Below are 21820 nucleotides of genomic sequence, written 5' to 3'. Positions count from 1 at the left end.
CAAGTCCGGGGTGCGGGGCCCCGGGGCGTCGTACCCCGGGGGCCCTCAGCGGCGGGCTGTCAGCGGTCGATCTCCGCGAACAGCGCGTCCCAGCGGTCGAGTACGCGCGGCAGCGCGAGCGCGGCGACGTGCTCGCGGGCGGCGGCGCCGTAGCGGGCGCGCAGGTCGTCGTCGCCCATCAGCTCCGCCATCGCCCGGCCCAGCGCCGGGATGTCACCGGGGGTGACCAGGGTGCCGGTGACGCCGTCGTCGACGAGTTCGCGGACACCACCCGACAGGTTGAAGCTGACGCACGGCACACCGCTGGCGGACGCCTCGGCCAGTGCCATCGGGCGGCCCTCGCGCTCGCTGCAGATGACCACCATGGACAGTTCGCGGTACGCGGCCTGCATGTCCTTGGCGGCGCCGCGGAAGACGACCTTGTCGGCGACGCCCAACCGGGTGGCCTGGGCGCGCAGTTCGCCCTCCAGCGGGCCGTCACCGAACAGGTGCAGCTCCCAGCCGGGGTGCGCGGGGGATTCCGCGGCGAAGGCGTCGATCAGCCGGTCGAGCCGCTTGATGGCCTCCAGCCGGCCGACCGCGCCGATCCGGCGGGTGTCCAGCGGGGCGGGCTCGTCGGGGTAGAACGGCAGCGGGTTGGGCATCACCGACACGTTCGGCACCCGCTGGGAGCGGAACTCGTCGGCGTCGCCGGAGCTGAGCACCAGCGTCTTGTCCAGCAGCGAGTAGTGCCGCTTGATCAGACCGAGGTTGGCGGACGTCCTGGCCTGCAGGAACGACTCGTGGTACTGCCCGATGCCCTTGAGGTGCTGCCACTCCAGGCTCATCACCCAGTCCGCGGCCCACGGCGAGCCGAAGACGATGTAGCCGTCCTTCACCTCGCTCATCTTCTCCGCGAGCACCGCCCTGGCCTGCGCCTGGTCGGACTTGGAGCGCCGGGCGTCCATCCGGTGCGAGGGGCTGAGCCGCTCGCCGAGGGTGCGCGGGCGCCAGGCGGGCTCCGGCGGCTTCGGGTAGAGCGTGGAGTGCGCGTACGACGGCCGGGGGTTGTACGGGAACGGCTCGGCGGCGGGCCGGATGCCGATCAGGTGCACCCGGTGCCCACGGTCGCCCATGCCCTGCGCGAGGGTGTGCAGCACCCGCTGCGAGCCGCCCATCGAGTCCACGTCGATACCGACGAAGAAGATGTTGCGGGACGTGCCGGTGTCAGTCATTGGAGCCGCCTTCGAAAAAAGCGTCGACGACCATCTTGCTGGCATGGCCGGTCTCGTAGGAGCAGAACAGCTCCTGGAAACGCGCATAGCGCTCGGCGTGGGCGGCGGCGGTGCCTTCGAGGTCCCGCAGCGCCGCGGTCAACTGCTCGGTGGTGTCGAGCATCGGTCCTGGGGCGATCTCGGCGAGGTCGTAGTACGTGCCGCGCTCGCCGTTCTTGTACTGCTCGTAGTCGTCGGTGTAGAGCAGGATCGGGCGGCCGGTGTTGGCGTAGTCGAACATCAGCGACGAGTAGTCCGTCAGCACCGCGTCGGACGCCAGCAGCAGGTCGTTGATGTCGGCGAACCCGCCGCCGTCGCGCACCACATGGCCCAGCTCGGCGGGCACCACGAAGCGGTCGTACGGGTGGGCGCGGACCACGATGACCCACTCGCGGCCCAACTCCTCGACCAGCGCGGGCAGGTCGATGCGGATCGACTGGCCGGAGCGGCGGCCGCTGTCGCGGAAGGTGGGGGCGTAGACCAGCACCTTGCGGCCCTCGGGGACCTCCAGGGCGGCGCGCGCCTCGGCGGCCCTGGCCATCTGCTCGGGCTCGGCCCAGCGGACCAGGACGTCGTTGCGCGGGTATCCGGCGCGGATGAGGTCGGCGGTGACGCCGAAAGCGGGCACGAAGGTCCGCTCGAACTCGGCGCTGGGGCACACCAGGGCGTCCCAGCGGGCGACCGCGGCGCGGAACCTGGTCTTCTCCTCCTCGGGGCCCATCCGCAGCCCGGGGGCGTCGAAGCCCATCATCTTCAGCGTCTGGCCGTGCCAGGTCTGCAGATAGCGGGTGCCCTCCGGCTTGCCGTACAGGTACGGCAGGTTGTGCGAGTCCACCCAGTACTTGGCGCGGGCCAGCGCCCGGCCGTACTCCCAGCTGCCGCGCTTGACCAGGGTGACGTCGTCCGGGAAGGACGACTTGTCGCCGTTGTAGGCCCACACGACGTCTATCGGCAGGTCCCGCTTGCGCAGTTCCTCGTAGATGTACCGCGGGTTGTCGGTGTAGCCGCGGCCCTCCTGGGCCTCGAAGACGGCCAGTTCGCGCTTGCCGGGCAGCTTGGCGAGGCTGTCGTAGACGGTGGCCTTGCCCTCGTTGCCGACGACGATCTTCTTGACGCGGGCGACGCGCTTCTTGGTGGCGCGCACATAGGGGCCGAGCGGCTCCATGGCGCGCAGCGGGCCGACCCGCTCCCAGGTGATCTGCAGCCGTCCCGCGGCGCGGTTCTCCGGCTCCACGATGACGTGGTGGGTGCCGAGCACGCGGTAGGTGACGGTGGTGCGGTGGGTGGGCATGTCGTGCGGGGCGAGCAGCACGTCGTTGCGCTGCTTGGTGCCGCGCTTCATGCTGATGATCGGGTGCCGCCGGCTGGCGATTCCGGCCAGGCCGACCGGGATCTTACGGATGTCGAGCAGCGCGTCGGAGACGTACTGGCCCTCGATGTCCGGGTGCAGGTCGAGGCGGATCGACAGCGGGGTTCCGGTGGCGGCGAGCTTGAGCGTCGCCTGCACGTCGGGGGTGATCAGCCCGCAGGGGTCGTAGGTGCGCAGCCGCAGCCGCAGCGAGGGGCCGTCGGTCTCGACGGACTCGATCTCGTGGCGGATCCGGCCGGTGCTGAACACCTGCTCGTCCAGGTGCCATTCGTGCAGGTCGAGTTCGTGCCGTCCGTCCTCGTCGGCCGGTACGGTCTCGCCCCAGTACATGGTCTCGCCGTCACCGACGATGTGCCGCGGCGAGATGCGGGGCCGGTCGAGCAGCCGCCCGGCGAGCGCGGCCTCCTCCAGGCGTCCGCTGCGCAGCAGGTAGAGGCAGATCCGCTCGTCACGGCGGAGCTTGGCGTACGCCTCCTCGCCGATCTGGTTGAGGTACGGCTTGACCGCCTCGGCGAACTCCTCGATCCACTCCGGGGTGCGGAACGGCAGGTCGCCGAGGTAGAGCCGGAAGTCGTGGCGGAGGAACTTGAAGTCCTTGTCGGGACGCAGGTCCGCGTTTCCGGAATCGGTGAGGTAGGCGTCGACGAGCTGGGCGGCGACGATCCGGTCCACCACGTTCTGGATCTTGTGGCGGCTGGAGGAGATCGACACGCTCTCCGGCGCCATCCGCCAGGTGTAGATCTCCCACGGGACCACCGCGAAGGTGTCGGCGAGGGTGAACGCCTGCGCCGAGAAGAGCTGGTCCTCGTAGTGGATGCCCACCGGGAAGCGCAGGTCGTGGCGGTGGATGAAGTCGGCGCGGTAGAGCTTGTTCGTCGACAGGTGGTCGAAGAAGAACTCGGGGGCCTCGCGCAGGCCGCGGATCACCCGCTGCTCGGTGAAGAGGTTCGGGTACCAGAGCGCGGTGCGCCCGGTGGCCTCGAAGAGCCGGGTGACCTCGCCTGTGACGAAGTCCACACCGGTTTCCTCGGCGACCAGCAGCATGCTCTTGCAGGCGTGCCGGGGCAGTTCGTCGTCGCTGTCGAGGAACATCAGGTACGGGGCCCGGGCGACCTCGATACCGCGGTTGCGGGGGGCGCTGCAGCCGCCGCTGTTCTCCTCCAGGCGGACGTACCGCACCTGGGGGTGGGCGGCCTCCAGCGCGCGGGCGACCTGTTCGGTGCCGTCGGTGGAGCAGTCATCGGCGATGATGACCTCGAGGTTGCGCAGCGTCTGGTCGAGTACCGACTGCACCGCCCTGGGAAGCCGCTCCTCGTCGTTGTAGACGATCACGACAACGCTCACATCCGGGGTGTCCGAAAGCGGCATCCCAGTCCTCTCCACAGTTCCACGGCTATGTCACGGGGCGAGCGACTGCGAGCCGCTCAGCCTCCGACACCCCCTCGGGGCGTCTCGCGACGGCAATTATCCCACACGACACCGGAAGGTCACCGAGCGGCTGCTTTCCCGTGGTTGTACCGCGCCGCGGGTCAGGCCCTGCCCAGCAGCCGGCCGATCCGGCCGCCGACCACCCGGCGGGCGCCCTGCACACCGTCGGCGACCCGCAGGATCAGGGCGCGGCCGCCGGTGATGTGGGTCTGCACCAGCAGGACCCGGCCGGGGGCGCTGAGCACGGCGCCGCGCTTGGCCTCCTGGCCGTCGGCGGCCCGCACCTCGGCCTTGGTGCGCAGTTCGGTGCCCGCGTAGCGGATCTCGGCACGCAGGTGCCAGACGGCGAGCAGGCCGCCGCGGGCGAGGTCGGCGGTGCGCAGCCGCAGCTCGCCGGTCCAGCCGTCGCCGTCGCTGATCAGCGGGGTCTCCATGGTGACCGCGGGGCCCGCGGCGCCGCGTTCGGTGACCTCCAGGGTGATCGCCACCGGGTGCAGCGTGGCCAGCCTGCCGTAGAGGTCGTGCACGCGCAGCGCGACCCGGGTGGAGGCTCCGGCCTGCACCCGGGCGTCGACGGTGACGGGCAGCTTGTCGGTGTCCAGTTCGTCCAGTTCCGGCGGCGCCACGTTGCCGTAGGGCGGGATGAGCCGGGGCGGGCGGGCGGCCAGCTCCACCAGGCGGCCGAGTCCCGCGGCGCCCGGTTCCGGCTGGTCTGCGCCGGGCGCGGTGAGGGCGCGGGCCGCCCAGCGCGACGGCACCGCGGCCAAGGCGACGCCCTCGCGGTCGAAGCCGCCCACGTAGTCGCGGGTCACCCGCCACCAGTCGGCGACGTACTGCGGCGGGCGCTGCGGCAGTTCGCGTACGTACATCGGCAGGTCGTAGTCGAGGAACTTGGCCTGCGCCGCCTCGGCGAGGTCGTACTCGCCCGCGTCGCGCAGGGTGTCGACGACGCCGCGGTGCGCGGCGATGCGGTGCCGCCAGTTGGACAGGTCGGCGCGGCGCAGCGAGATGGACAGCCGTCCGGCCTGCCGCCGTACGTGCCAGACGTAGACCAGCGCGTCGGTGTAGACCAGCCGCGGGCGGGCGGCGTAGAGGCGGGCGGTGAAGACGAAGTCCTCGTAGTGGAAGGCCCCGTCGGGGAAGGCCAGCGCGTGGTCGCGCAGGAAGGAGGTGCGGTACAGCTTGTTGACCGACAGGGTGTCCCAGAGCACTTCCGGGTGGTCCTTGATGCCGGTGAGCACGCTGCCGGGCAGGGTGGCGCCCGCCGCCGGGTCGTAGAGCTGCGGCGCCCAGCCGGTCTCCCGGCCGCCGGGCAGCTCACGGCGTACGCAGCGGCCCGCGGTGACGTCCGCGCGGTGCTTCTCGGCCAGCGGCAGCAGCGCGTCGACCGCGCCGGGCGGCAGCACGTCGTCGCTGTCGAGGAACATCAGGTACGGGGTGGAAGCCGCCGCGGCCCCGTCGTTGCGGGGGGTGCCGCAGCCGCCGCTGTTGGTCTGCCGGACGATCGGGGTGACCCGGGGGTCGGCGGCGGCCAGCTCCGCGAGCACCGCGGCGGTGCCGTCGGTGGAGCAGTCGTCCACCACGACGACCTCGCCGACCGCGTCGCCCTGGTCGAGCGCCGACCGTACGGCGTCCGGCAGGTGCTCGGCGTCGTTGTACGCGATCACCACGACGGTTACCGGCCCGGTCTGCGGCTTCTCCACGGCGTGCGGCTCCTTCAGTGGCCGCCGGTGCCCCCGGCCGCCTGCTTCTGCTGGTGGTGCGGCTTCTGCCCCGGCCGGGCCTTGGGCTTCGGCCGCGGCTTGTGCTGCGGGACGGTCTGCCGCGCCGCGAGGCTGTGGGGAGCCGGCGGCTTCTGGATGCGTGTGACGTCGTAGTAGTGCGCGACGCACGCCGCCGCCCAGTCCTTGGCGTAGCTGCGGACGATGAACGGCTCGGCGAGCTGGGGCACCACGAGCGGATGATATGTCACGACGGTCGCGCCGTTCTCCGTCTCCCGGTGGATCAGGGCGTTCTGCCGGTCCCACGCCTGCGCGCGGACCACGGTGGAGCTGGTCATGTGGTCCACGACCGGCACCAGGTGCACGGCCGCCGCGATTCCGGTGGCGGCGGACGCCAGGCCCACCGCGAACAGCGCGGGCAGCCGCCAGCCGGCGGTGGAGTCGGCGGTGAGCCTGCGGGCGGCCTGACGGCCGATCAGGACACCGTAGACGACCAGCAACAGCAGCATCGGGAACAGGAAGTTGGTCCACGCCCGGCCGTAGGTCCAGCCGCGGCCGCCGTAGCCCATCCGCAGCCCGACGACGACACCGAAGGAGGAGATCCCGAGCAGCGGGACGGGGAGCGCGAGCAGCGTCCAGGTCCAGCGGCGGGACAGGTCCCCGAAGGGGTGACGCGGCGCACCGGGCCCGCTCTCGTCCGGGGCGTCCGCGGCGGCCCCCGCGGCCGCCGCGGTCCCGTTCTGCGGCCGCGGGCGGCCCGTCACCGACAGGCCGAGCAGCAGGCCGACGGCGAGCGCGCCCAGGTACGACCAGGTGCCGCCGATGCTGTGCCAGACGCGGATCCAGTCGTGCACCTCCAGGTGCAACTGCCTGTCGGACAGAGGCGATGCGGCCGACGGCGTCTGCTCGCGCCGCCAGCGGGCGCCCGGCGAGGTGTAGAGCACGGTGAAGCCCACGACCAGCCCGACGCACCAGGCGGCGCACCAGGTGAACGGATACCAGGAGCCCACCCGGCGCCGCATCGACGGCACCAGGAGCACCACTGCGGCGGCCCCCAGGAACACCCCGCTGACCACGGTGAACGGTTCGCTCAGGGTTCCCACGACCGCGCCCGTCACCAGGGCGTAGCCCAGCGAGCCCCAGCGGGCGGGACGGCCGCCGCGGCGGCCCGCCCACACCGCGAGCAGCCCGCTCCAGACGGCGACGATGCCGGGCAGGGTGTGCGAGATGGTGCCGGGCGCCCACAACAGCGCCTGGTACGGGCGGGTTCCGGCGAAGAAGAGCAGCATCTCGACCACGAGCACCACCGCCAGCACCACCGGCAGCGGCGCCCGCCAGCCGAGCCGCCGGCCCAGCGTGACGAGGGTGAGCACCAGCCCCGCGGTGAGGGTGAGCACCAGGATCAGCGGCAGCACCTGCTGCCCGAGCAGGCCGTGGGAATAGACGATTCCGGTCAGGAAGGCGTTCGCCACCCGGCCGTTCTGGGTCTCGTAGTAGTCGCGTGTGATGCCGAACACACCCATGTCCCGGGTCTTCCAGGCGCCGCACCAGTCGTCGGAGGTGGGCCGCACATAGATGCCGAGAAAACTGCCCACCGCGAGCATCGCCCCAGGCAGGACCACGAGTGCCAGGGCGGCGACGACCAGCAGCCTCTTTCGACCGGCACTCGATATCAGGTGTTGCACGACGCCTCGCTCTTCTTCCTTCGGGACGGGCGCCGTGGAACCCGAGGACGGCATCCCCCCTCTTACGGGCCGGGAGGAAGAGTCCAGGCCCGTGATGACGGGTCGGATTATTCGCCTAAATGCTTATAAATAGCAACATGAGCATCCTCAACTGCCAGGTGCGTCACCCGTGTACACACCGGCTTCTGACGCGTCCGCATATGAGGGGGAACCAAAGGTGTCGTCGACCCGCAGACGTTTTCTGCACTACGCGTCCCTGGGGGCGGCGACGCTCACCGTGGGCGGCTGCGGCCTGCACTCCGGTCACGGGTCGTCGGCGACGCAGGGACTGGGCCACGGCGCCGAAGCGGGCACCGGACCGGAGTCGGGGGACCCGGTCTCCGTCGGCAGCCAGTCGTCGGTGCTGCAGATCGTCGCCCACGCGGACGACGACCTCTACTTCATGAACCCCGAGACGCTGCACTTCGTGCGCGCGGGCATCCCGCTCACCACGGTCTACCTGACCGCGGGCGAGAGCCTGGGGCTCGGCCCGCGCACCCCCGCGGTGCGCCGCCACGAGGTGCCGATCCTCGATCGGTCGCAGTACGCGGCCAGCCGCTTCTCCGGGGTGCGCAGGGCGTACGCGCAGATGATCACCGGCGACTACAACAGCCCGTGGACCCGCGCGACCCAGCAGCTGCGCTCCGGCACGCTCGCCGAGGTCAACACCCTGGTGTCCGCCCCGCACATCAAGCTGGTCATGCTGAACATGATCGAGTCGGGCGACAACCGGCGGCAGTACCGCGGCCGCAGCCTGCGCACCCTGGTCGAGGGCAGCGCGAAGAGCGTCCCCACCCTCGTCCTGACCGACAGCCCGGTCACCAACCAGTACGCGTACACCCGCGACAAGGTGCTGGCCGCGCTCGACCAGATGCTGGCCGAGTCGCGCCCGTCACTGGTCTGCACGCTGGACCACGACTCCGAGCACAAGCCCGGCAGGCACGGCAAGGGCGTGGCGCCCACCGACCACTTCGACCACACCGCCGCCGCGCAGTTCGCGGTGACCGCCGTCGAGCGCTACCGCCCGGCCGCCGGGGCGCCCACTCCCCTGCTGCAGAGCTACCGGGGCTACGCCAACGAGCTGTACCCGCTGAATCTGGACACCGCGACGCTGCGCCGGAAGACCGCCTTTCTGGCGACGTACTCCGGGCGCGGGCTGCCCTGCGCCGTGAAGATCGGCTGCGGCGACCACAACGTGGACAATCTGCACGCGTCCATGAAGCGGTTCAGCACCACCCAGCACCGCTACCACGGCGACACGAGCTGGCTGCGGACGCTGCCCGACGGGCGGCTCACCGCCTTCGCGGTGGTCTCGGGCCAGGTCATGCAGTGGACGCAGAAGGCGGTCGGCGCCACGGCGTGGAACACGCCGGTGGCGCTGCCCGGCACCGGCCTGCTGGGCCAGGTCGCCGCGGTGACGCTGCCCGACAAGCGGATCCAGCTCTTCACCATCCAGCACGGCGGGATGATCACCGCGCCCACCGCGCAGCGCCGGGCGATCGTCACCTGTGTGCAGTCCACCCCGGGCGGCCGGTTCGGCACCTGGCGCACCCTGGGCGGTCCCGACGGCACGGTCGGCCCCAAGGCCCGCGAGATCGGCCTGCCGTACGCGGCGGTCGACACCAAGGGCCGGGTCCATGTGGTCGCCCGCACCTACAAGCGCGAACTGGCGGCGCGGACCATGAGCGCCGCCGGTATCTGGGGCCCCTGGAAGGTGCTGCCCGGGCCGGTCGACGTCCAGGACGGCATGAGCGTGCTGCCGCGCTCGGACGGCCGGGTCGAGATCTACGCGGGCACCCGCAAGAAGTTCTACCGGTGGACGATCAGCGACGCCGGGCGCCCGGCCCCCGCCGTGGCGCTGCCGCTGCCGGTCCCCTCCTGCGCGCCCACCGCGGTGGAGCTGCCGGGCGGCCGGGTGCGGCTGTTCCTGCGCCCCGCCGCGTCCCAGGACGTCCATGTGCACGAGCAGCGGACCGGCAGTGCCGCCTGGACCCCCGCTGGCATACTTCACTCCGAGGGCGGTTACGGCCCGATCGCCGTGGCGCCCGTCAAGCATGCCGGCAGCGTCGCGGCCGCCACCCATCTCACCGTCGGCCGCAATGACTCCGGCACGGTCAGCGCGCGGCTCTGGCCAGGCAACGGCGCCGCGGGCTCAAAGGTCTCGGGCGACTCCCATCTGCTCGTCGGCACCCCGTCGATCGCGACCGGCGGCGACGGTCACGTGTACTTCTCGGGTCTCGGTGTTGACGGTCAGTTGAACGTCGTCCGGCTAGACGATTGGGAGACCCCGGCATGACCGCGGCAGCTTCTACGATGCATAGGCAGCCCCACCAGCCACATCGTCACGTAGTAACAAAACGTGATGAAAGCAACGATGTCGGTTTTACTGGGTGCGGCCGCACCCCTGGGCCCTCGAACCGGAATCGGTCCGACGTTCGGTACGGAAAGTGACCTTCATGCGACTGTCGATCGTAGTTCCCTGCTACAACGAAGAAGCCGTGATCGAGCTCTTCGACACGCGTATCAGGGAGACTCTCCACGCGCTCTCCGTCGATTTCGAGCTGTGCTACGTCGATGACGGCAGCTCCGACCGGACGCTGGACCGGCTCCGCTCGCTGGCCGAGGGGCGCGAGGCGAGCACCCGCTATGTGTCCTTCAGCCGGAACTTCGGCAAGGAGGCGGGCATCCTCGCGGGTCTGAAGGAGACCACCGGGGACGCGGTCGTCATCATGGACGCCGACCTGCAGCACCCGCCGGAGCTGATCGCGCAGATGCTCGACCTGCACCGCACCGGGTACGACCAGGTGATCGCCCGGCGCACCCGCGAGGGCGACAAGAAGCTGCGCAGTGCGGTGAGCCGGCTCTACTACCGCGTGATCAACAAGTGGGTCGACGTGGAGCTGACCGACGGCGTCGGCGACTTCCGGCTGCTGTCGCGGCGGGCGGTGGACGCGCTGCTGTCGATGCCGGAGTACAACCGCTTCTCCAAGGGACTCTTCTCCTGGATCGGCTTCGACACCGTCACCTTCGACTACCGCAACGCCGCGCGCGAGGCCGGTGAGACGAAGTGGCGCTTCGGCGCGCTGGTGAACTACGGCATGGACGGGCTGATCTCGTTCAACAACCGGCCGCTGCGGCTGGCGATCTACATGGGCATGCTGCTGAGCGCGATCGCGGTGACGTACGCCGGGGCGATCACGGTCATGGCGATGATCGAGGGCCCGCAGGTACCCGGTTATGTGACGCTGCTGGTCGCGATCGTCGGGCTCGGCGGACTGCAGATGCTGATGCTGGGGCTGATCGGTGAGTACATCGGCCGCATCTACTATGAGACGAAGCAGCGCCCGCACTTCCTGGTCAAGGAGACGAACGCGCCGCGGGCCTTCGGGGTCAGCCCGACCGAGGGTGCGGCGTCCGCCGAGTCCCCGGCCGCCGCCGTGATTCCCCGGATGGAGATCCGTTGACCCCGGTCCGTTCCCCGCAGCTCGCCCAGATCATACGGTTCGCTCTGGTCGGCGGGGTCAACACCGCGACCTTCTACGGGTTCTACCTCGGGCTGCACCCGTGGATGCCGTACTTCGCGGCGTACACGCTCGCCTTCGTGCTCAGCATGATCGGCTCGTTCTTCCTCAACACGTACTTCACGTACCGCACCCGGCCGACCTGGCGGAAGTTCCTGCTCTTCCCGCTGACCAACCTCACCAACTACGTGGTGACCAGCGTCGGCGTCTACGCCCTGGTCGAGTGGGCCCGCATGAACGACAAGATCGCCCCCCTCGTCGCCGCCGCCGCGGCCATCCCCTTCACGTACGTCCTCTCCCGCCGCATCCTCCTCCGCCCGGCCCCGACCCCCGCGGACGCCTGACGAGCCCCCCGGACACACCCGCGGCCCCCGCCTGATCCAGGCGGGGGCCGCATCCGTATCCGGGGACCGCGCGACGGTTACGCGAAGGGGTCGAAGCCGCGGTATTCCTTTTCGGCCTCGTCGCGCTCGGCCTCCTTGTCACGGCGGCGGGTGACCGCGGCGCGGGGGGCGTCGAAGCGGTGGGCAGAACCTCCCCACGGCCGCTCTCGCGACGCTCGGCCCCAGGGGGCCTCCCTGCTTCGAGACGACCCCCCGGACTCCGTCCGGGCTCCCGGCACACCCCGCGAGCACCAGCTCGGGCAAGGGGCCGGGGCCCTGCGGGTTTACGCGAAGGGGTCGAAGCCGCGGTATTCCTTTTCGGCCTCATCGCGCTCGGCCTCCTTGTCGCGGCGGCGGGTGACCGCGGCGCGGGGGGCGTCGAATCGGTGGGCAGAACCTCCCCACGGCCGCTCTCGCGACGCTCGGCCCCAGGGGGCCTCCCTGCTTCGAGACGACCCCCCGGACTCCGTCCGGGCTCCCGGCACACCCCGCGAGCACCAGCTCGGGCAGGGGGCCGGGGCCCGGCGGGTTACGCGAAGGGGTCGAAGCCGCGGTACTCCTTTTCGGCCTCGTCGCGCTCGGCCTCCTTGTCGCGGCGGCGGGTGACCGCGGCGCGGGGGGCGTCGAATCGGTGATCCTCGCCGCGGCGGCCGAGCATCTCGGCGCCCGCGGCCATGCTGGGCTCCCAGTCGAAGACGACCGCGTCGTCGTCTGAGCCGATGACGACGGCGTCGCCGGCCTTGGCCCCGGCCTTGAGCAGCTCGTCCTCGACGCCGAGGCGGTTGAGGCGGTCGGCGAGGTAGCCGACGGCCTCGTCGTTGGAGAAGTCGGTCTGGCGGACCCAGCGCTCCGGCTTCTCGCCGCGGACGCGGAAGAGCTCGCCGTCGGCGGTGACGGTGAAGCCCGCGTCGTCGACGGCGGCCGGCCGGATGACGACCCGGGTGGACTCCTCCACCGGCCGGGCGGCGCGGGTCTCCGCGACGATCTTCGCCAGCGCGAAGGACAGCTCCCGCAGCCCCTCGTGCGCGACCGCGGACACCTCGAAGACCTGGTAGCCGCGGCCCTCCAGCTCAGGCTTGATCATCTCGGCCAGGTCCCGGCCGTCGGGCACGTCGATCTTGTTCAGGACGACCAGCCGCGGCCGGTCCTCCAGCCCGCCGCCGTACGCCCGCAGCTCCTCCTCGATGGTGTCGAGGTCGCTTGCCGGGTCGCGGTCGGACTCCAGGGTCGCGGTGTCCAGCACATGCACCAGCACCGAGCAGCGCTCCACGTGCCGCAGGAACTCCAGGCCCAGGCCCTTGCCCTGGCTGGCGCCGGGAATCAGACCGGGCACGTCCGCGATGGTGTAGACGGTCGAACCGGCCGTCACTACACCGAGGTTGGGCACCAGCGTGGTGAACGGGTAGTCGGCGATCTTCGGCTTCGCCGCCGACAGCACCGAGATCAGCGACGACTTGCCCGCGCTCGGGTAGCCGACCAGCGCCACGTCGGCGACCGTCTTCAACTCCAGCACGATGTCCCGGGCGATGCCCGGCTCGCCCAGCAGCGCGAAGCCGGGCGCCTTGCGGCGGGCCGACGCCAGCGCCGCGTTGCCGAGGCCGCCGCGGCCGCCCTGGCCCGCGACGAAGGTGGTGCCCTGGCCGACGAGGTCGGCCAGCACGGTGCCGTCCTTGCCGATCACGACCGTGCCGTCGGGCACCGGCAGCACCAGGTCGGTGCCGTCCTTGCCCGAGCGGTTGCCGCCCTCGCCCGGCTTGCCGTTGGTGGCCTTGCGGTGCGGGCTGTGGTGGTAGTCGAGCAGCGTGGTGACGTCCTGGTCGACGACCAGGATCACATCGCCGCCCCGGCCGCCGTTCCCGCCGTCCGGGCCGCCGAGCGGCTTGAACTTCTCCCGGTGCACGGAGGCGCAGCCGTGGCCTCCGTTACCCGCGGCGACATGCAGCTCGACGCGGTCCACGAAGGTGGTCATGGCATTCCTCCAGATACATACGGGTTTGTCGTCGCGCTCTCACGCGTTCTAACACGCCGAGGGCGGCCTCGCTTCCCGTGGTCCACGGGAAGCGAGGTCCGCCCTCGGAGGTGGTGCTCTGTCGCTCTACAGCGCCCGGATCGGAAAGATCAGGCAGCCGGAACGATGTTCACAACACGGCGACCGCGCTTGGTGCCGAACTCGACCGAACCGGCGGCGAGGGCGAACAGCGTGTCGTCCTTGCCGATGCCGACGCCGGAGCCCGGGTGGAAGTGCGTGCCGCGCTGGCGGACGATGATCTCACCGGCGTTGACGACCTGGCCGCCGAAGCGCTTCACGCCGAGCCGCTGAGCGTTGGAGTCGCGACCGTTCCGAGTGGACGATGCGCCCTTCTTGTGTGCCATCTCTCCTCAGTCCCTTACTTCGCAGCCGTGGGGATGCCGGTGATCTTCAGCGCCGTGTACTGCTGGCGGTGACCCTGGCGACGGCGGTAGCCGGTCTTGTTCTTGTACCGCAGGATGTCGATCTTCTGGCCCTTGTGGTGGTCCACGATCTCTGCGTCGACCTTGATGCCGGCCAGCACCCACGGGTCGCTGGTGACGGCGTCGCCGTCCACGACGAGGAGCGTCGAGAGCTCGATCGCGTCGCCGACCTTGCCGGTGGGAATCTTGTCAACCTCGACGATGTCGCCGACAGCAACCTTGTGCTGACGGCCACCGCTACGCACGATTGCGTACACGCGGGACTCACTCTCTTGCTCGATTCGGACCCCTGATGCCAGCCGTCCCAAAAATTCGCGGGGGGCCTCTCCCGGCGGACCGGAAGGGATGTGCTCAGAAGGGGGCGCAGAAACGCCGAAGGTCAAGGCTACGGGGTGCCCCCTGCCCGGTCAAATTCATGCCCGGGCAGTGGAAGAGCGCCCAAAGCGGCCCGGGGAACCGCGCTGCTCGCGCGGAGGACCAGGCACCGGACGTGCCCCGTAGGGGCGCGAGGAACTGCGCGCTCAGCCCCCACCGGCCGGTGGTCCGAAGACAACCGATCTGCCCCTCTGGGGCCGGTGGTGACCTGCAGCCCGGTCATGGGCTGGTCGCGCAGTTCCCCGCGCCCCTTTGGGGCACGACCTCTTCCGCCAGCGCAGCGCGCGTCCCCGCGCCCCTAACGGGGCACTCCGTGGAGACGGTTACTCGGTGGAGGCGGCGGCCTTCTTGGTGGCCGCCTTCTTGGTGGCCGTCTTCTTGGTGGCCGTCTTCTTGGTGGCGGCCTTCTTGGCCGTCGTCTTCTTGGCGGCGGCCTTGCGGGGCGCCCGCTTCTTCGGCTCCGCGTCAGCGGACTCCTCGGCGGACTCCACGGGGGCGGGGACGACCACGACCGCGGCGTCCTCCGCCGCGGCGGGCGACCCCGCAGGGGCACTCACCTTGCGGGTGGCGCGGCGCCGGGTACGGGCCGGAGGCTCGGTGGAGACCTCGGGCTCGCTCAGCGCCACGGCCGCGGGAGCGGACGCCGGCTCCGCGGGGAGGACCACGACCGCGGCCTCCTCCGTCGCGGCGGGCGACCCCGCAGGGGCACTGACCTTGCGGGTGGCGCGGCGCCGGGTACGGGCCGGAGGCGCGGTGTCGACCGTGACGAGGGCCGCGGCCTCCGCCGCCGCCTCCGCCTCGGCGACCGGCTCGCTGACCGGCACAACCACGACGGCGGGCTCGGGCTCGCGGTCCGCCGCGGGGGGCGCACCCGCCGGAGCGGTCGCCTTGCGGCTGCCGCGCCGCCTGCCACGACCGCGCGTGCCGCCCGCGGCGGCCTCGGCCTCCGCGGCGCTGCCGAACCACTCCTCGTCGGGGTCGCCCACCGACGGCACCAGCTCGGACTCGCCGACCTCGATCGGCTCCAGCTCGGGCAGCTCCTCGACGTCCGTCTCCGGCTCCGCCTCGGACTCGGCGTCCGTGTCGGCGTCGGTACGGCCGTGCAGCGGCTCGTGGTCGTGCTCGTGACCGTGGTCGCCGCCCGCACCGGCCTTGCCGCGGCGCTTGCGCTTCCCGCCGCCGCCGGTGGTGGTCGCCTGGTCCATGTGCACGATGACGCCGCGCCCGTTGCAGTGCACGCAGGTCTCGGAGAACGACTCCAGCAGGCCCTGGCCGACCCGCTTGCGGGTCATCTGCACCAGGCCCAGCGACGTGACCTCGGCCACCTGGTGCTTGGTCCGGTCCCGGCCCAGGCACTCCAGCAGCCGCCGCATCACCAGGTCGCGGTTGGACTCCAGGACCATGTCGATGAAGTCGATGACCACGATGCCGCCGAGGTCGCGCAGCCGCAGCTGGCGCACGATCTCCTCGGCCGCCTCCAGGTTGTTGCGGGTGACCGTCTCCTCCAGGTTGCCGCCCTGGCCGGTGAACTTGCCGGTGTTGACGTCGACCACGACCATCGCCTCGGTCTTGTCGATCACCAGCGAGCCGCCGGACGGCAGCCACACCTTGCGGTCCAGCGCCTTGAGGAGCTGCTCGTCGATCCGGTACGTGGCAAAGACGTCGACCTCGGAGGTCCACCGCGACAGCCGGTCGGCGAGGTCGGGCGCGACATGGGTGACGTACTCGTGGATGGTGCCCCACGCCTCGTCGCCGCTGACGATGACCTTGGTGAAGTCCTCGTTGAAGATGTCGCGGACGACGCGGACGGTCATGTCCGGCTCACCGTAGAGAAGGGTCGGGGCGTTGCCGCTCTTCGCCTTCTTCTGGATGTCCTCCCACTGCGACTGCAGCCGCTCGACGTCGCGGCGCAGCTCGTCCTCACTGGCGCCCTCGGCGGCGGTGCGCACGATGACGCCCGCGTCCTCGGGGACGATCTTCTTGAGGATGGTCTTCAGCCGGGCCCGCTCAGTATCGGGCAGCTTGCGGCTGATGCCGGTCATGGAGCCCTCGGGCACGTAGACCAGGTAGCGGCCGGGCAGCGAGACCTGGCTGGTCAGCCGGGCGCCCTTGTGGCCGATCGGGTCCTTCGTCACCTGGACGAGCACCGACTGGCCGGACTTGAGCGCCGACTCGATCCGGCGCGGTCCGCCGGACAGGCCGAGCGCCTCGAAGTTGACCTCACCGGCGTACAGCACCGCGTTGCGGCCCTTGCCGATGTCGACGAACGCGGCCTCCATGGACGGCAGCACGTTCTGCACCTTGCCCAGGTACACGTTGCCGACGTAGCTGGTGGCCTGCTCCTTGTTCACGTAGTGCTCGACGAGGACGTCGTCCTCCAGCACGCCGATCTGGGTGCGGTCGCCGTTCTGCCGCACCACCATGACGCGCTCGACCGCCTCGCGGCGGGCCAGGAACTCGGCCTCGGTGATGATCGGCACCCTGCGGCGGCCCTGCTCGCGGCCCTCGCGGCGGCGCTGCTTCTTGGCCTCCAGCCGGGTGGAGCCCTTGATGGACTGCACCTCGTCGGCGCCGGTGCCCAGCGACTCCTGCTTCTGGCGCGGCTCACGGACCTTGACGACCGTGCGCTCCGGGTCGTCGGAGCCGTTGCCGTCGTCGCCGGCGGAGTCGGAGCCGCGGCGGCGACGGCGCCGACGGCGGCGGCTGGTGCTGGAGCCGGAGCCGCGGTCGTCGTCGTGCGCGTCGTCGGCGGACTCGTCGTCCTCGTGGTCCTCGGCGTCCTCGTCCTCGGCGGACGCGCCCTCGTCGTCGGTGGCCGTGGCGTCGTCATGGTCGCCCGCGTCGCCACGGCGACGGCGGCGGCCACCGCGACGGCGGCGGCGCGACGGACGGTCCTCGCCGTCGGCGTCGGTGTCGTGGTCCGCGTCGTGCTCGGTGTCGGTGTCCTCGGTGTCGCTGTCCGTCTCCTCGACGGCGGGCGCGGCGGCGGCGAGCTGCTCGGCCTGCGCTCCCCCACGGCGGCGGCGACGGCGGCGCGGACCGCCCTCGTGCTCCTCCGCGTCCTCCTCCGCGGCCGGCTCGGCGGGCGCGGCGACCGGCTCGGCGGTCGGCGCCTGGAAGACCGGCGGCTGGAACATGGCGGTCGGCGGGCGTACGGCGCGGCGGCGGCCACGCGTCGGGGCGGGCTCGCTCACCTCGAGGGTGATGGACGCGGCGGTGATGCCGAACGCGGCGGCGAGCGCCTCGACGGCCTGCTCCCTCGCGGCCTCGACGGTGTCGCCGTAGCCGCGGATCTCGTAGGCGTCGTCGACCTCGACGGCCCAGCCGTCGCCGTCCCGCAGCGCCTGGCCGGTGTAGGCGGTCGCCACGGCGGCGGGCTCGGTGGCCTCGGTCACGTCGTCGTCCGCCGCGGCCGCGAGGGCCTCCTCGCGCGGGGCCAGCGCCCCGGGCTTCAGCCGTCGCGAGCCGTCGCCTCCGGAGAAGGTGGCGGCGGGCGGCGCCGCGGCCCTCTTGCGGGTGCGCCGCGCGCGGGGCGCGGTGGCTTCGGCGGCGTCCTCGGCCGCGGGCGCGGTGACGGCCTCGGGGGCCGTCTCGGCGACGGGCGCGGCGGGCGCGTCCTCGGTCGCGGGAGCGCCCGCGGGGGCGGTGGCCTTGCGGGTGGCACGGCGGCGGGTGCGCGCGGGGGCCGCGGAGGTCTCCTCGGCGGGCGCGGCGGCGGCCTCGTCGGCGACCGGGGCCTCGGTGGGCGTCACCGCGGCGGGGGTCTCCTCCGCAGCGGCCTCCTCGGCGGGCGCGGGGGCCGCGACCTTGCGGGTGGCACGGCGGCGGGTGCGCGCGGGCGCCGCGGAGTCGGACTCGGGCTCGCGGGCGGCGTCGGCCGGGGCGCTCGCGTCGGCGGCCTCGGTGGTCGTAGCGGCCTCGCCCGCCGGGGCGGTGGCCTTACGGGTGGCGCGGCGGCGGGTACGCGCGGGGGCGGCGTCACCGCTGTCAGCGGCGGCCTCGGCCGTCTCGGTGACGGCGGGCTCGGCCGCGGCTTCGGCGGCCGGCTCGGGCGCCGCGACCTTGCGGGTCGCCCGGCGGCGGGTACGCGCGGGGGCGGCGTCGCCGCTGTCGGCGGCCGGGGCGCTCTCGTCGGCGGCCGTGACGGAGCCGCTCTCGGTGGTCTCGGCGGCGGCAGCCGCCTTCTTACGGGTGGCGCGGCGGCGGGCGGGCGCGGCGGGCGCGTCCTCGCCGGAGGCGGCTGCGGCGTCCGGGGTGCCGGCGGCGGCCGCCTCTTCCGCGGAGCCCGCGGCGGGCGGACCCGCGGGGCGGGAGGCGGCGCGACGGCGGCGGCGCGGGGCCGCGGACTCGTCCGCGGGGTTCGCGCCCGCGGCGGAGGCGTCGGAGGGTTCGTTGGCGTCGGTCTGGTCGAGCATTCGGGCAGTGCTCCCGTCATGCTCCCGGGCGCCGCGTCCATGTCCGGTGGCGGCGGGCCGCTTGGTCGCGGAGCCGCTGTCCGGGGGCGCGGGCGCCGCACGGGAGCTGCTGTGTCGCTCGTCGGCGCCGCATCGGCGGCTCGACGAAAGTCTCATGTGGTCAGCGGCGCCGGTCCCGGGTGGCTCCCTGGTGCGTCGGCGACGCAGTGACGACGTGGCTACGCGGAACCGGCAGGTACCGCCACAGCGTCGCGATCTGGCGCGAGCGGGTCGGTGACCGTGCCGGACTCCTCGTCGAGCGGCCCCTGCGCCAGCCTGGTCACCGCTGCGGGGACCGGCGGCGCGAGGTCGGCCGTCGCATGGAGGCCGGACAGTACGTCGTCGGGTCGTACGGCAGGTGTCAGGTGCCGCACAACCAGCCGCAGTATCGCACAGGCGCGGTCCTGCGGCCTATCGACACCCTGTTCGGACGTGTCCGCGACGTGCGGGCCGTCCGTGGTGTCGCTGTCGTCACTCACGACGCCGAGCTGGATGACGGCGGCGCGGGTGTCGAACGAACGGATGCCGTTCTTGGTCTTGCGCTGTACTTCCACGGTCTCCGCGGCCAGGAAAGCCGCGACGGCCGCGGACGCCTCGGCGGGTGCGACCCCGTCGAGCCGGAGCTGCCAGACGGACGCCTCCAGCCGGTCGGCGAGCCCAGGGGTACGGGCTTCGACGGCTTCCGTGATGTCGAGGCCGGTGGGCAGCGACTCGTCGAGCAGCAGCCTCAGCTTCTCCGGGTCACGGTGCTGCGCGAGGGCGATCTCCAGATACTCCGCCTCGCTGCCGACGCCGGTGGGTGCGGCGTTGGCGTACGACACCTTGGGATGCGGGGTGAAACCGGCCGAGTACGCCATCGGCACCTCGGCGCGGCGCAGGGCCCGCTCGAAGGCGCGCTGGAAGTCGCGGTGGCTGGTGAACCGGAGGCGGCCGCGCTTGGTGTAGCGCAGGCGGATGCGCTGCACCGCGGGTGCGGGCGGCGGGCCTTCGGGCTGTCGCTTGCCCAGTGTCGTTCAGTCCCTCGTGCGTGTCACGGCGTGGGAGAGAGCTCGGTGAGCCCTCCGTTCGTCCTACCCAAGGTTACGCCGCATCGCACATTGCTCATGACGCGCCTGTGGACAACGGCCGCGCAGCGGGTCGCGCGTACGGTGGCGCGCGGTCACCCGACGGGCGGCGGCGACTGCCCGGCGGCCGTTTCGCCCACCGGCTCCCGTACGGCGTCGCCGAGCGGCTTCACCGCGCTCACCTGCCGTACGGTCTCCGCCGGCGCCGTACCGAAGAGCGCCCTCCTGGTGTCGGCGCGGAGCTGGCGCAAGGTGCTGCGGGCCTCGGCCACCGCCTCCCGCACCGGGGTCCACAGGGCGCGGCGTGACCAGCGGCCCGCCGCGCGCAGGCCGCGGACGACGGGGGCGCCGGTGTGCCGCCACAGCCAGGTCAGCGGCACCGCGATCAGGACGCGCCCGAGCCACCGCAGGCCGCGGCCCACGGCGCGCGAGACATACCCGGTGACGCGCCAGGCGTGGCCCAGGGCGGCGGCGACCTCCCGGCCGACGGGCAGCAGAATCCTCCGCCATACGAAGACGACGGGTATGACCAGCAGCACACGCAGCAGCCAGGCGGCGCCGTACGTGACGGCCCGCAGCGTCCACCGCACCCCGTGGCCGACCGGCACGAGCACGTACCGCCAGAGGGCGACGGCCGGCGCCACGACCGCGTACCGCACCAGGAAGGTGACCGCGGCGGCCACCGCGCGGGCGACCGGCACCAGGAGGTGCCGCCACAGCGCGCGGGCGGGGACGACGAGCAGATAGCGGCCGAGCCAGGTGGCGCCGAGGCCGAGACCGGTGCCGACGTTGCGCGCCAGCCGTGCCAGGGCGTGGCCGACGGGGGTCAGGACGTGGCGGTAGAGGGCGGTGAGGGGCAGCACGAGCAGCCGCTCGACGGCCCATCCGATGCCCGCGGCCGTCATCCGCACCGCCCAGGCGATGCCGCGGCCGACCGGCACGAGCACGTACCGCCAGAGCACGACCAGCGGCAGCGCGACCAGATACCTGGCCAGGAAGGCGGCCGGAACCACCACGAGCGTGCGCCACACCCACAGGAGCGCGGCCCCGAACGCCCGCAGCGGCGGAAGCAGCAGGCGCCGCCACAGCCACCTCACCCCGGCGCTGACGCCGCGGCCCGCGGCGGCCAGCGCGTCCCAGACGAGCCGCAGCGGAAGGACGACGGCGAAGGCGATCAGCCGCACCGGCATCCGCACGGCGACGACGAGACACCCGCCGCCGTCGGCTGGTTGGCTGCCCGGCACGGCGCCACTCACGGCGCCGGACTTCCGAACCGGCACCCGGTCGCCGGTCGCGGCGCGCCACTCGGCGCCGGGCACGGATTCGGCACGGGGCGCGGCCTGGTCGGCGGAGGCACCGGACAGTGCACCGGAGGCGGAGCCGTCCCTCGGGGCCGGAACGCCGCTCCCCCGTGCGTCCGCCCGCTCGTCCCCACCCTCGAAAGCCATGGCCAGAACGTTAGCCCGTGTGCGCGGCGGCGGCCGAAGTCGGCACCCAGTAGCGGAGTTTCTCGCCGCGGCGGTCCTCGAAGACACCGCCGCATGCCTCGATCACCTTGCGGGAGGCGGTGTTGGTGGTGTCGCAGGTGACCAGTGCGGGGTCGACGCCGAGTGCGGCGCTGACCGGCAGGGTGGCGCGGAGCATGGCGGTGGCGTGGCCGCGGCGGCGGACCGAGGCGCGGATGTCGTAGCCGATGTGGCCGCCGTACTCGCGCAGGAAGTCGGTGAGGCGGTGCCGGATGGCGATCCGCCCGAGGTACTCGTCGCCGTCGACCCACCACAGATTGGTGCAGGGCACCCGGCCCGCCGGGCGCGGCGCGTTCTCGTCGCCCTGGGAGAGGAGTTCCGCGACGTACTCGGCGAAGACCGCGGGTTCCTGCCACCGCGCGCCGCGCTGTTGTATGTCGTGCCCGACCATGGAGTTGTCGTCCGCCGCTCCCCGGCCCTCGGCTCTGAACTCGTCCATGGCGGCGAGGAAGGAGTGGTGGAAGCGGACGTCCGGTGCGATGAGCTGCGGCATCGTCTCAGTCTGCCGAAACGGCTCCGGCCGGGCCACCGCATTCTCGGCCCGGCCGGAG

14 protein-coding genes are annotated in these 21820 nt (G+C 72.5%); 3 read left to right on the top strand and 11 right to left on the bottom strand.

From position 1 onward, the window contains the following. Positions 1-59 precede the first annotated feature (59 nt). The 4 genes from AB0M29_RS24545 to AB0M29_RS24530 form a co-directional block, all read right to left on the bottom strand. Positions 60-1214, bottom strand: a complete 1155-nt coding sequence (locus AB0M29_RS24545; protein WP_365386016.1) for a glycosyltransferase — start codon at positions 1212-1214, stop codon at positions 60-62. After that, a complete protein-coding gene (locus tag AB0M29_RS24540) occupies positions 1207-3990 on the bottom strand; it encodes a CDP-glycerol glycerophosphotransferase family protein (RefSeq protein WP_365386013.1) in 2784 nt (927 codons plus the stop codon). Before AB0M29_RS24540 ends, AB0M29_RS24545 begins: the two co-directional genes overlap by 8 nt. A gap of 161 nt (positions 3991-4151) precedes the next feature. Continuing rightward, positions 4152-5753, bottom strand: a complete 1602-nt coding sequence (locus AB0M29_RS24535) for a glycosyltransferase family 2 protein (protein WP_365386010.1) — start codon at positions 5751-5753, stop codon at positions 4152-4154. Positions 5754-5767: 14 nt separating this feature from the next. Next, a complete protein-coding gene (locus AB0M29_RS24530) occupies positions 5768-7456 on the bottom strand; it encodes a hypothetical protein (RefSeq protein ID WP_365386008.1) in 1689 nt (562 codons plus the stop codon). Between the two features lie 217 nt (positions 7457-7673). Here AB0M29_RS24530 and AB0M29_RS24525 point away from each other — a divergent pair, with 217 nt between their 5' ends. The 3 genes from AB0M29_RS24525 (at position 7674) to AB0M29_RS24515 (ending at position 11360) form a co-directional block, all read left to right on the top strand. Then, positions 7674-9791, top strand: a complete 2118-nt coding sequence (locus tag AB0M29_RS24525) for a PIG-L family deacetylase (protein WP_365386006.1) — start codon at positions 7674-7676, stop codon at positions 9789-9791. Between the two features lie 160 nt (positions 9792-9951). Then, positions 9952-10959 (top strand): glycosyltransferase family 2 protein, encoded by a 1008-nt coding sequence (locus tag AB0M29_RS24520; protein WP_365386003.1) that lies wholly within the window; start codon positions 9952-9954, stop codon positions 10957-10959. After that, on the top strand, positions 10956-11360 hold the full coding sequence (locus AB0M29_RS24515) for a GtrA family protein (RefSeq protein WP_365386000.1): 405 nt from the start codon (positions 10956-10958) through the stop codon (positions 11358-11360). The genes AB0M29_RS24520 and AB0M29_RS24515 overlap by 4 nt, the downstream gene beginning before the upstream one ends. 568 nt (positions 11361-11928) lie before the next feature. On the opposite strand, the gene obgE is transcribed toward AB0M29_RS24515, so the two are convergent. The 7 genes from obgE to AB0M29_RS24480 all read right to left on the bottom strand — a co-directional run bounded on the left by obgE (position 11929) and on the right by AB0M29_RS24480 (position 21762). Further along, complete coding sequence (gene obgE, locus AB0M29_RS24510) at positions 11929-13368, bottom strand: GTPase ObgE (protein WP_365385998.1); 1440 nt, start codon at positions 13366-13368, stop codon at positions 11929-11931. A gap of 149 nt (positions 13369-13517) precedes the next feature. Further along, positions 13518-13772 (bottom strand): 50S ribosomal protein L27, encoded by a 255-nt coding sequence (gene rpmA / locus AB0M29_RS24505; RefSeq protein WP_365385996.1) that lies wholly within the window; start codon positions 13770-13772, stop codon positions 13518-13520. 14 nt (positions 13773-13786) lie between these two features. Next, positions 13787-14107 carry a 50S ribosomal protein L21 gene (gene rplU, locus AB0M29_RS24500; protein ID WP_365385994.1) on the bottom strand — a complete coding sequence of 107 codons (321 nt, stop codon included), beginning with the start codon at positions 14105-14107 and terminating at the stop codon, positions 13787-13789. 441 nt (positions 14108-14548) lie between these two features. Next, a complete protein-coding gene (locus AB0M29_RS24495; protein WP_365385992.1) occupies positions 14549-18640 on the bottom strand; it encodes an Rne/Rng family ribonuclease in 4092 nt (1363 codons plus the stop codon). Between the two features lie 218 nt (positions 18641-18858). Next, positions 18859-19644: a TIGR03936 family radical SAM-associated protein gene (locus AB0M29_RS24490; protein ID WP_365385991.1), complete on the bottom strand. Its 786-nt coding sequence runs from the start codon at positions 19642-19644 to the stop codon at positions 18859-18861. A 194-nt stretch (positions 19645-19838) separates the two neighbouring features. Beyond that, positions 19839-21191: a hypothetical protein gene (locus AB0M29_RS24485; RefSeq protein WP_365385990.1), complete on the bottom strand. Its 1353-nt coding sequence runs from the start codon at positions 21189-21191 to the stop codon at positions 19839-19841. A gap of 10 nt (positions 21192-21201) precedes the next feature. After that, the gene (locus AB0M29_RS24480) at positions 21202-21762 is read right to left on the bottom strand and encodes a GNAT family N-acetyltransferase (protein ID WP_365385987.1); all 561 of its coding nucleotides are present in this window, start codon (positions 21760-21762) and stop codon (positions 21202-21204) included. Positions 21763-21820: the final 58 nt, after the last annotated feature.

The sequence above is a fragment of the Streptomyces sp. NPDC051976 genome (genome assembly GCF_040680795.1).
GTDB lineage: Bacteria > Actinomycetota > Actinomycetes > Streptomycetales > Streptomycetaceae > Actinacidiphila.
The sequence above is the reverse complement of the archived record's forward strand: the minus strand, read 5'-3'. Positions and strand labels throughout refer to the sequence as shown.

Excerpts from the sequence above, each read along its gene's own strand:
- AB0M29_RS24545 (WP_365386016.1), bottom strand. The coding sequence starts at position 1,214 with ATGACTGACACCGGCACGTCCCGCAACATCTTCTTCGTCGGTATCGAC.
- AB0M29_RS24540 (WP_365386013.1), bottom strand. The coding sequence starts at position 3,990 with ATGCCGCTTTCGGACACCCCGGATGTGAGCGTTGTCGTGATCGTCTAC.
- AB0M29_RS24520 (WP_365386003.1), top strand. The coding sequence starts at position 9,952 with ATGCGACTGTCGATCGTAGTTCCCTGCTACAACGAAGAAGCCGTGATC.
- obgE (WP_365385998.1), bottom strand. The coding sequence starts at position 13,368 with ATGACCACCTTCGTGGACCGCGTCGAGCTGCATGTCGCCGCGGGTAAC.
- rpmA (WP_365385996.1), bottom strand. The coding sequence starts at position 13,772 with ATGGCACACAAGAAGGGCGCATCGTCCACTCGGAACGGTCGCGACTCC.
- AB0M29_RS24495 (WP_365385992.1), bottom strand. The coding sequence starts at position 18,640 with ATGCTCGACCAGACCGACGCCAACGAACCCTCCGACGCCTCCGCCGCG.
- AB0M29_RS24485 (WP_365385990.1), bottom strand. The coding sequence starts at position 21,191 with ATGGCTTTCGAGGGTGGGGACGAGCGGGCGGACGCACGGGGGAGCGGC.
- AB0M29_RS24480 (WP_365385987.1), bottom strand. The coding sequence starts at position 21,762 with ATGCCGCAGCTCATCGCACCGGACGTCCGCTTCCACCACTCCTTCCTC.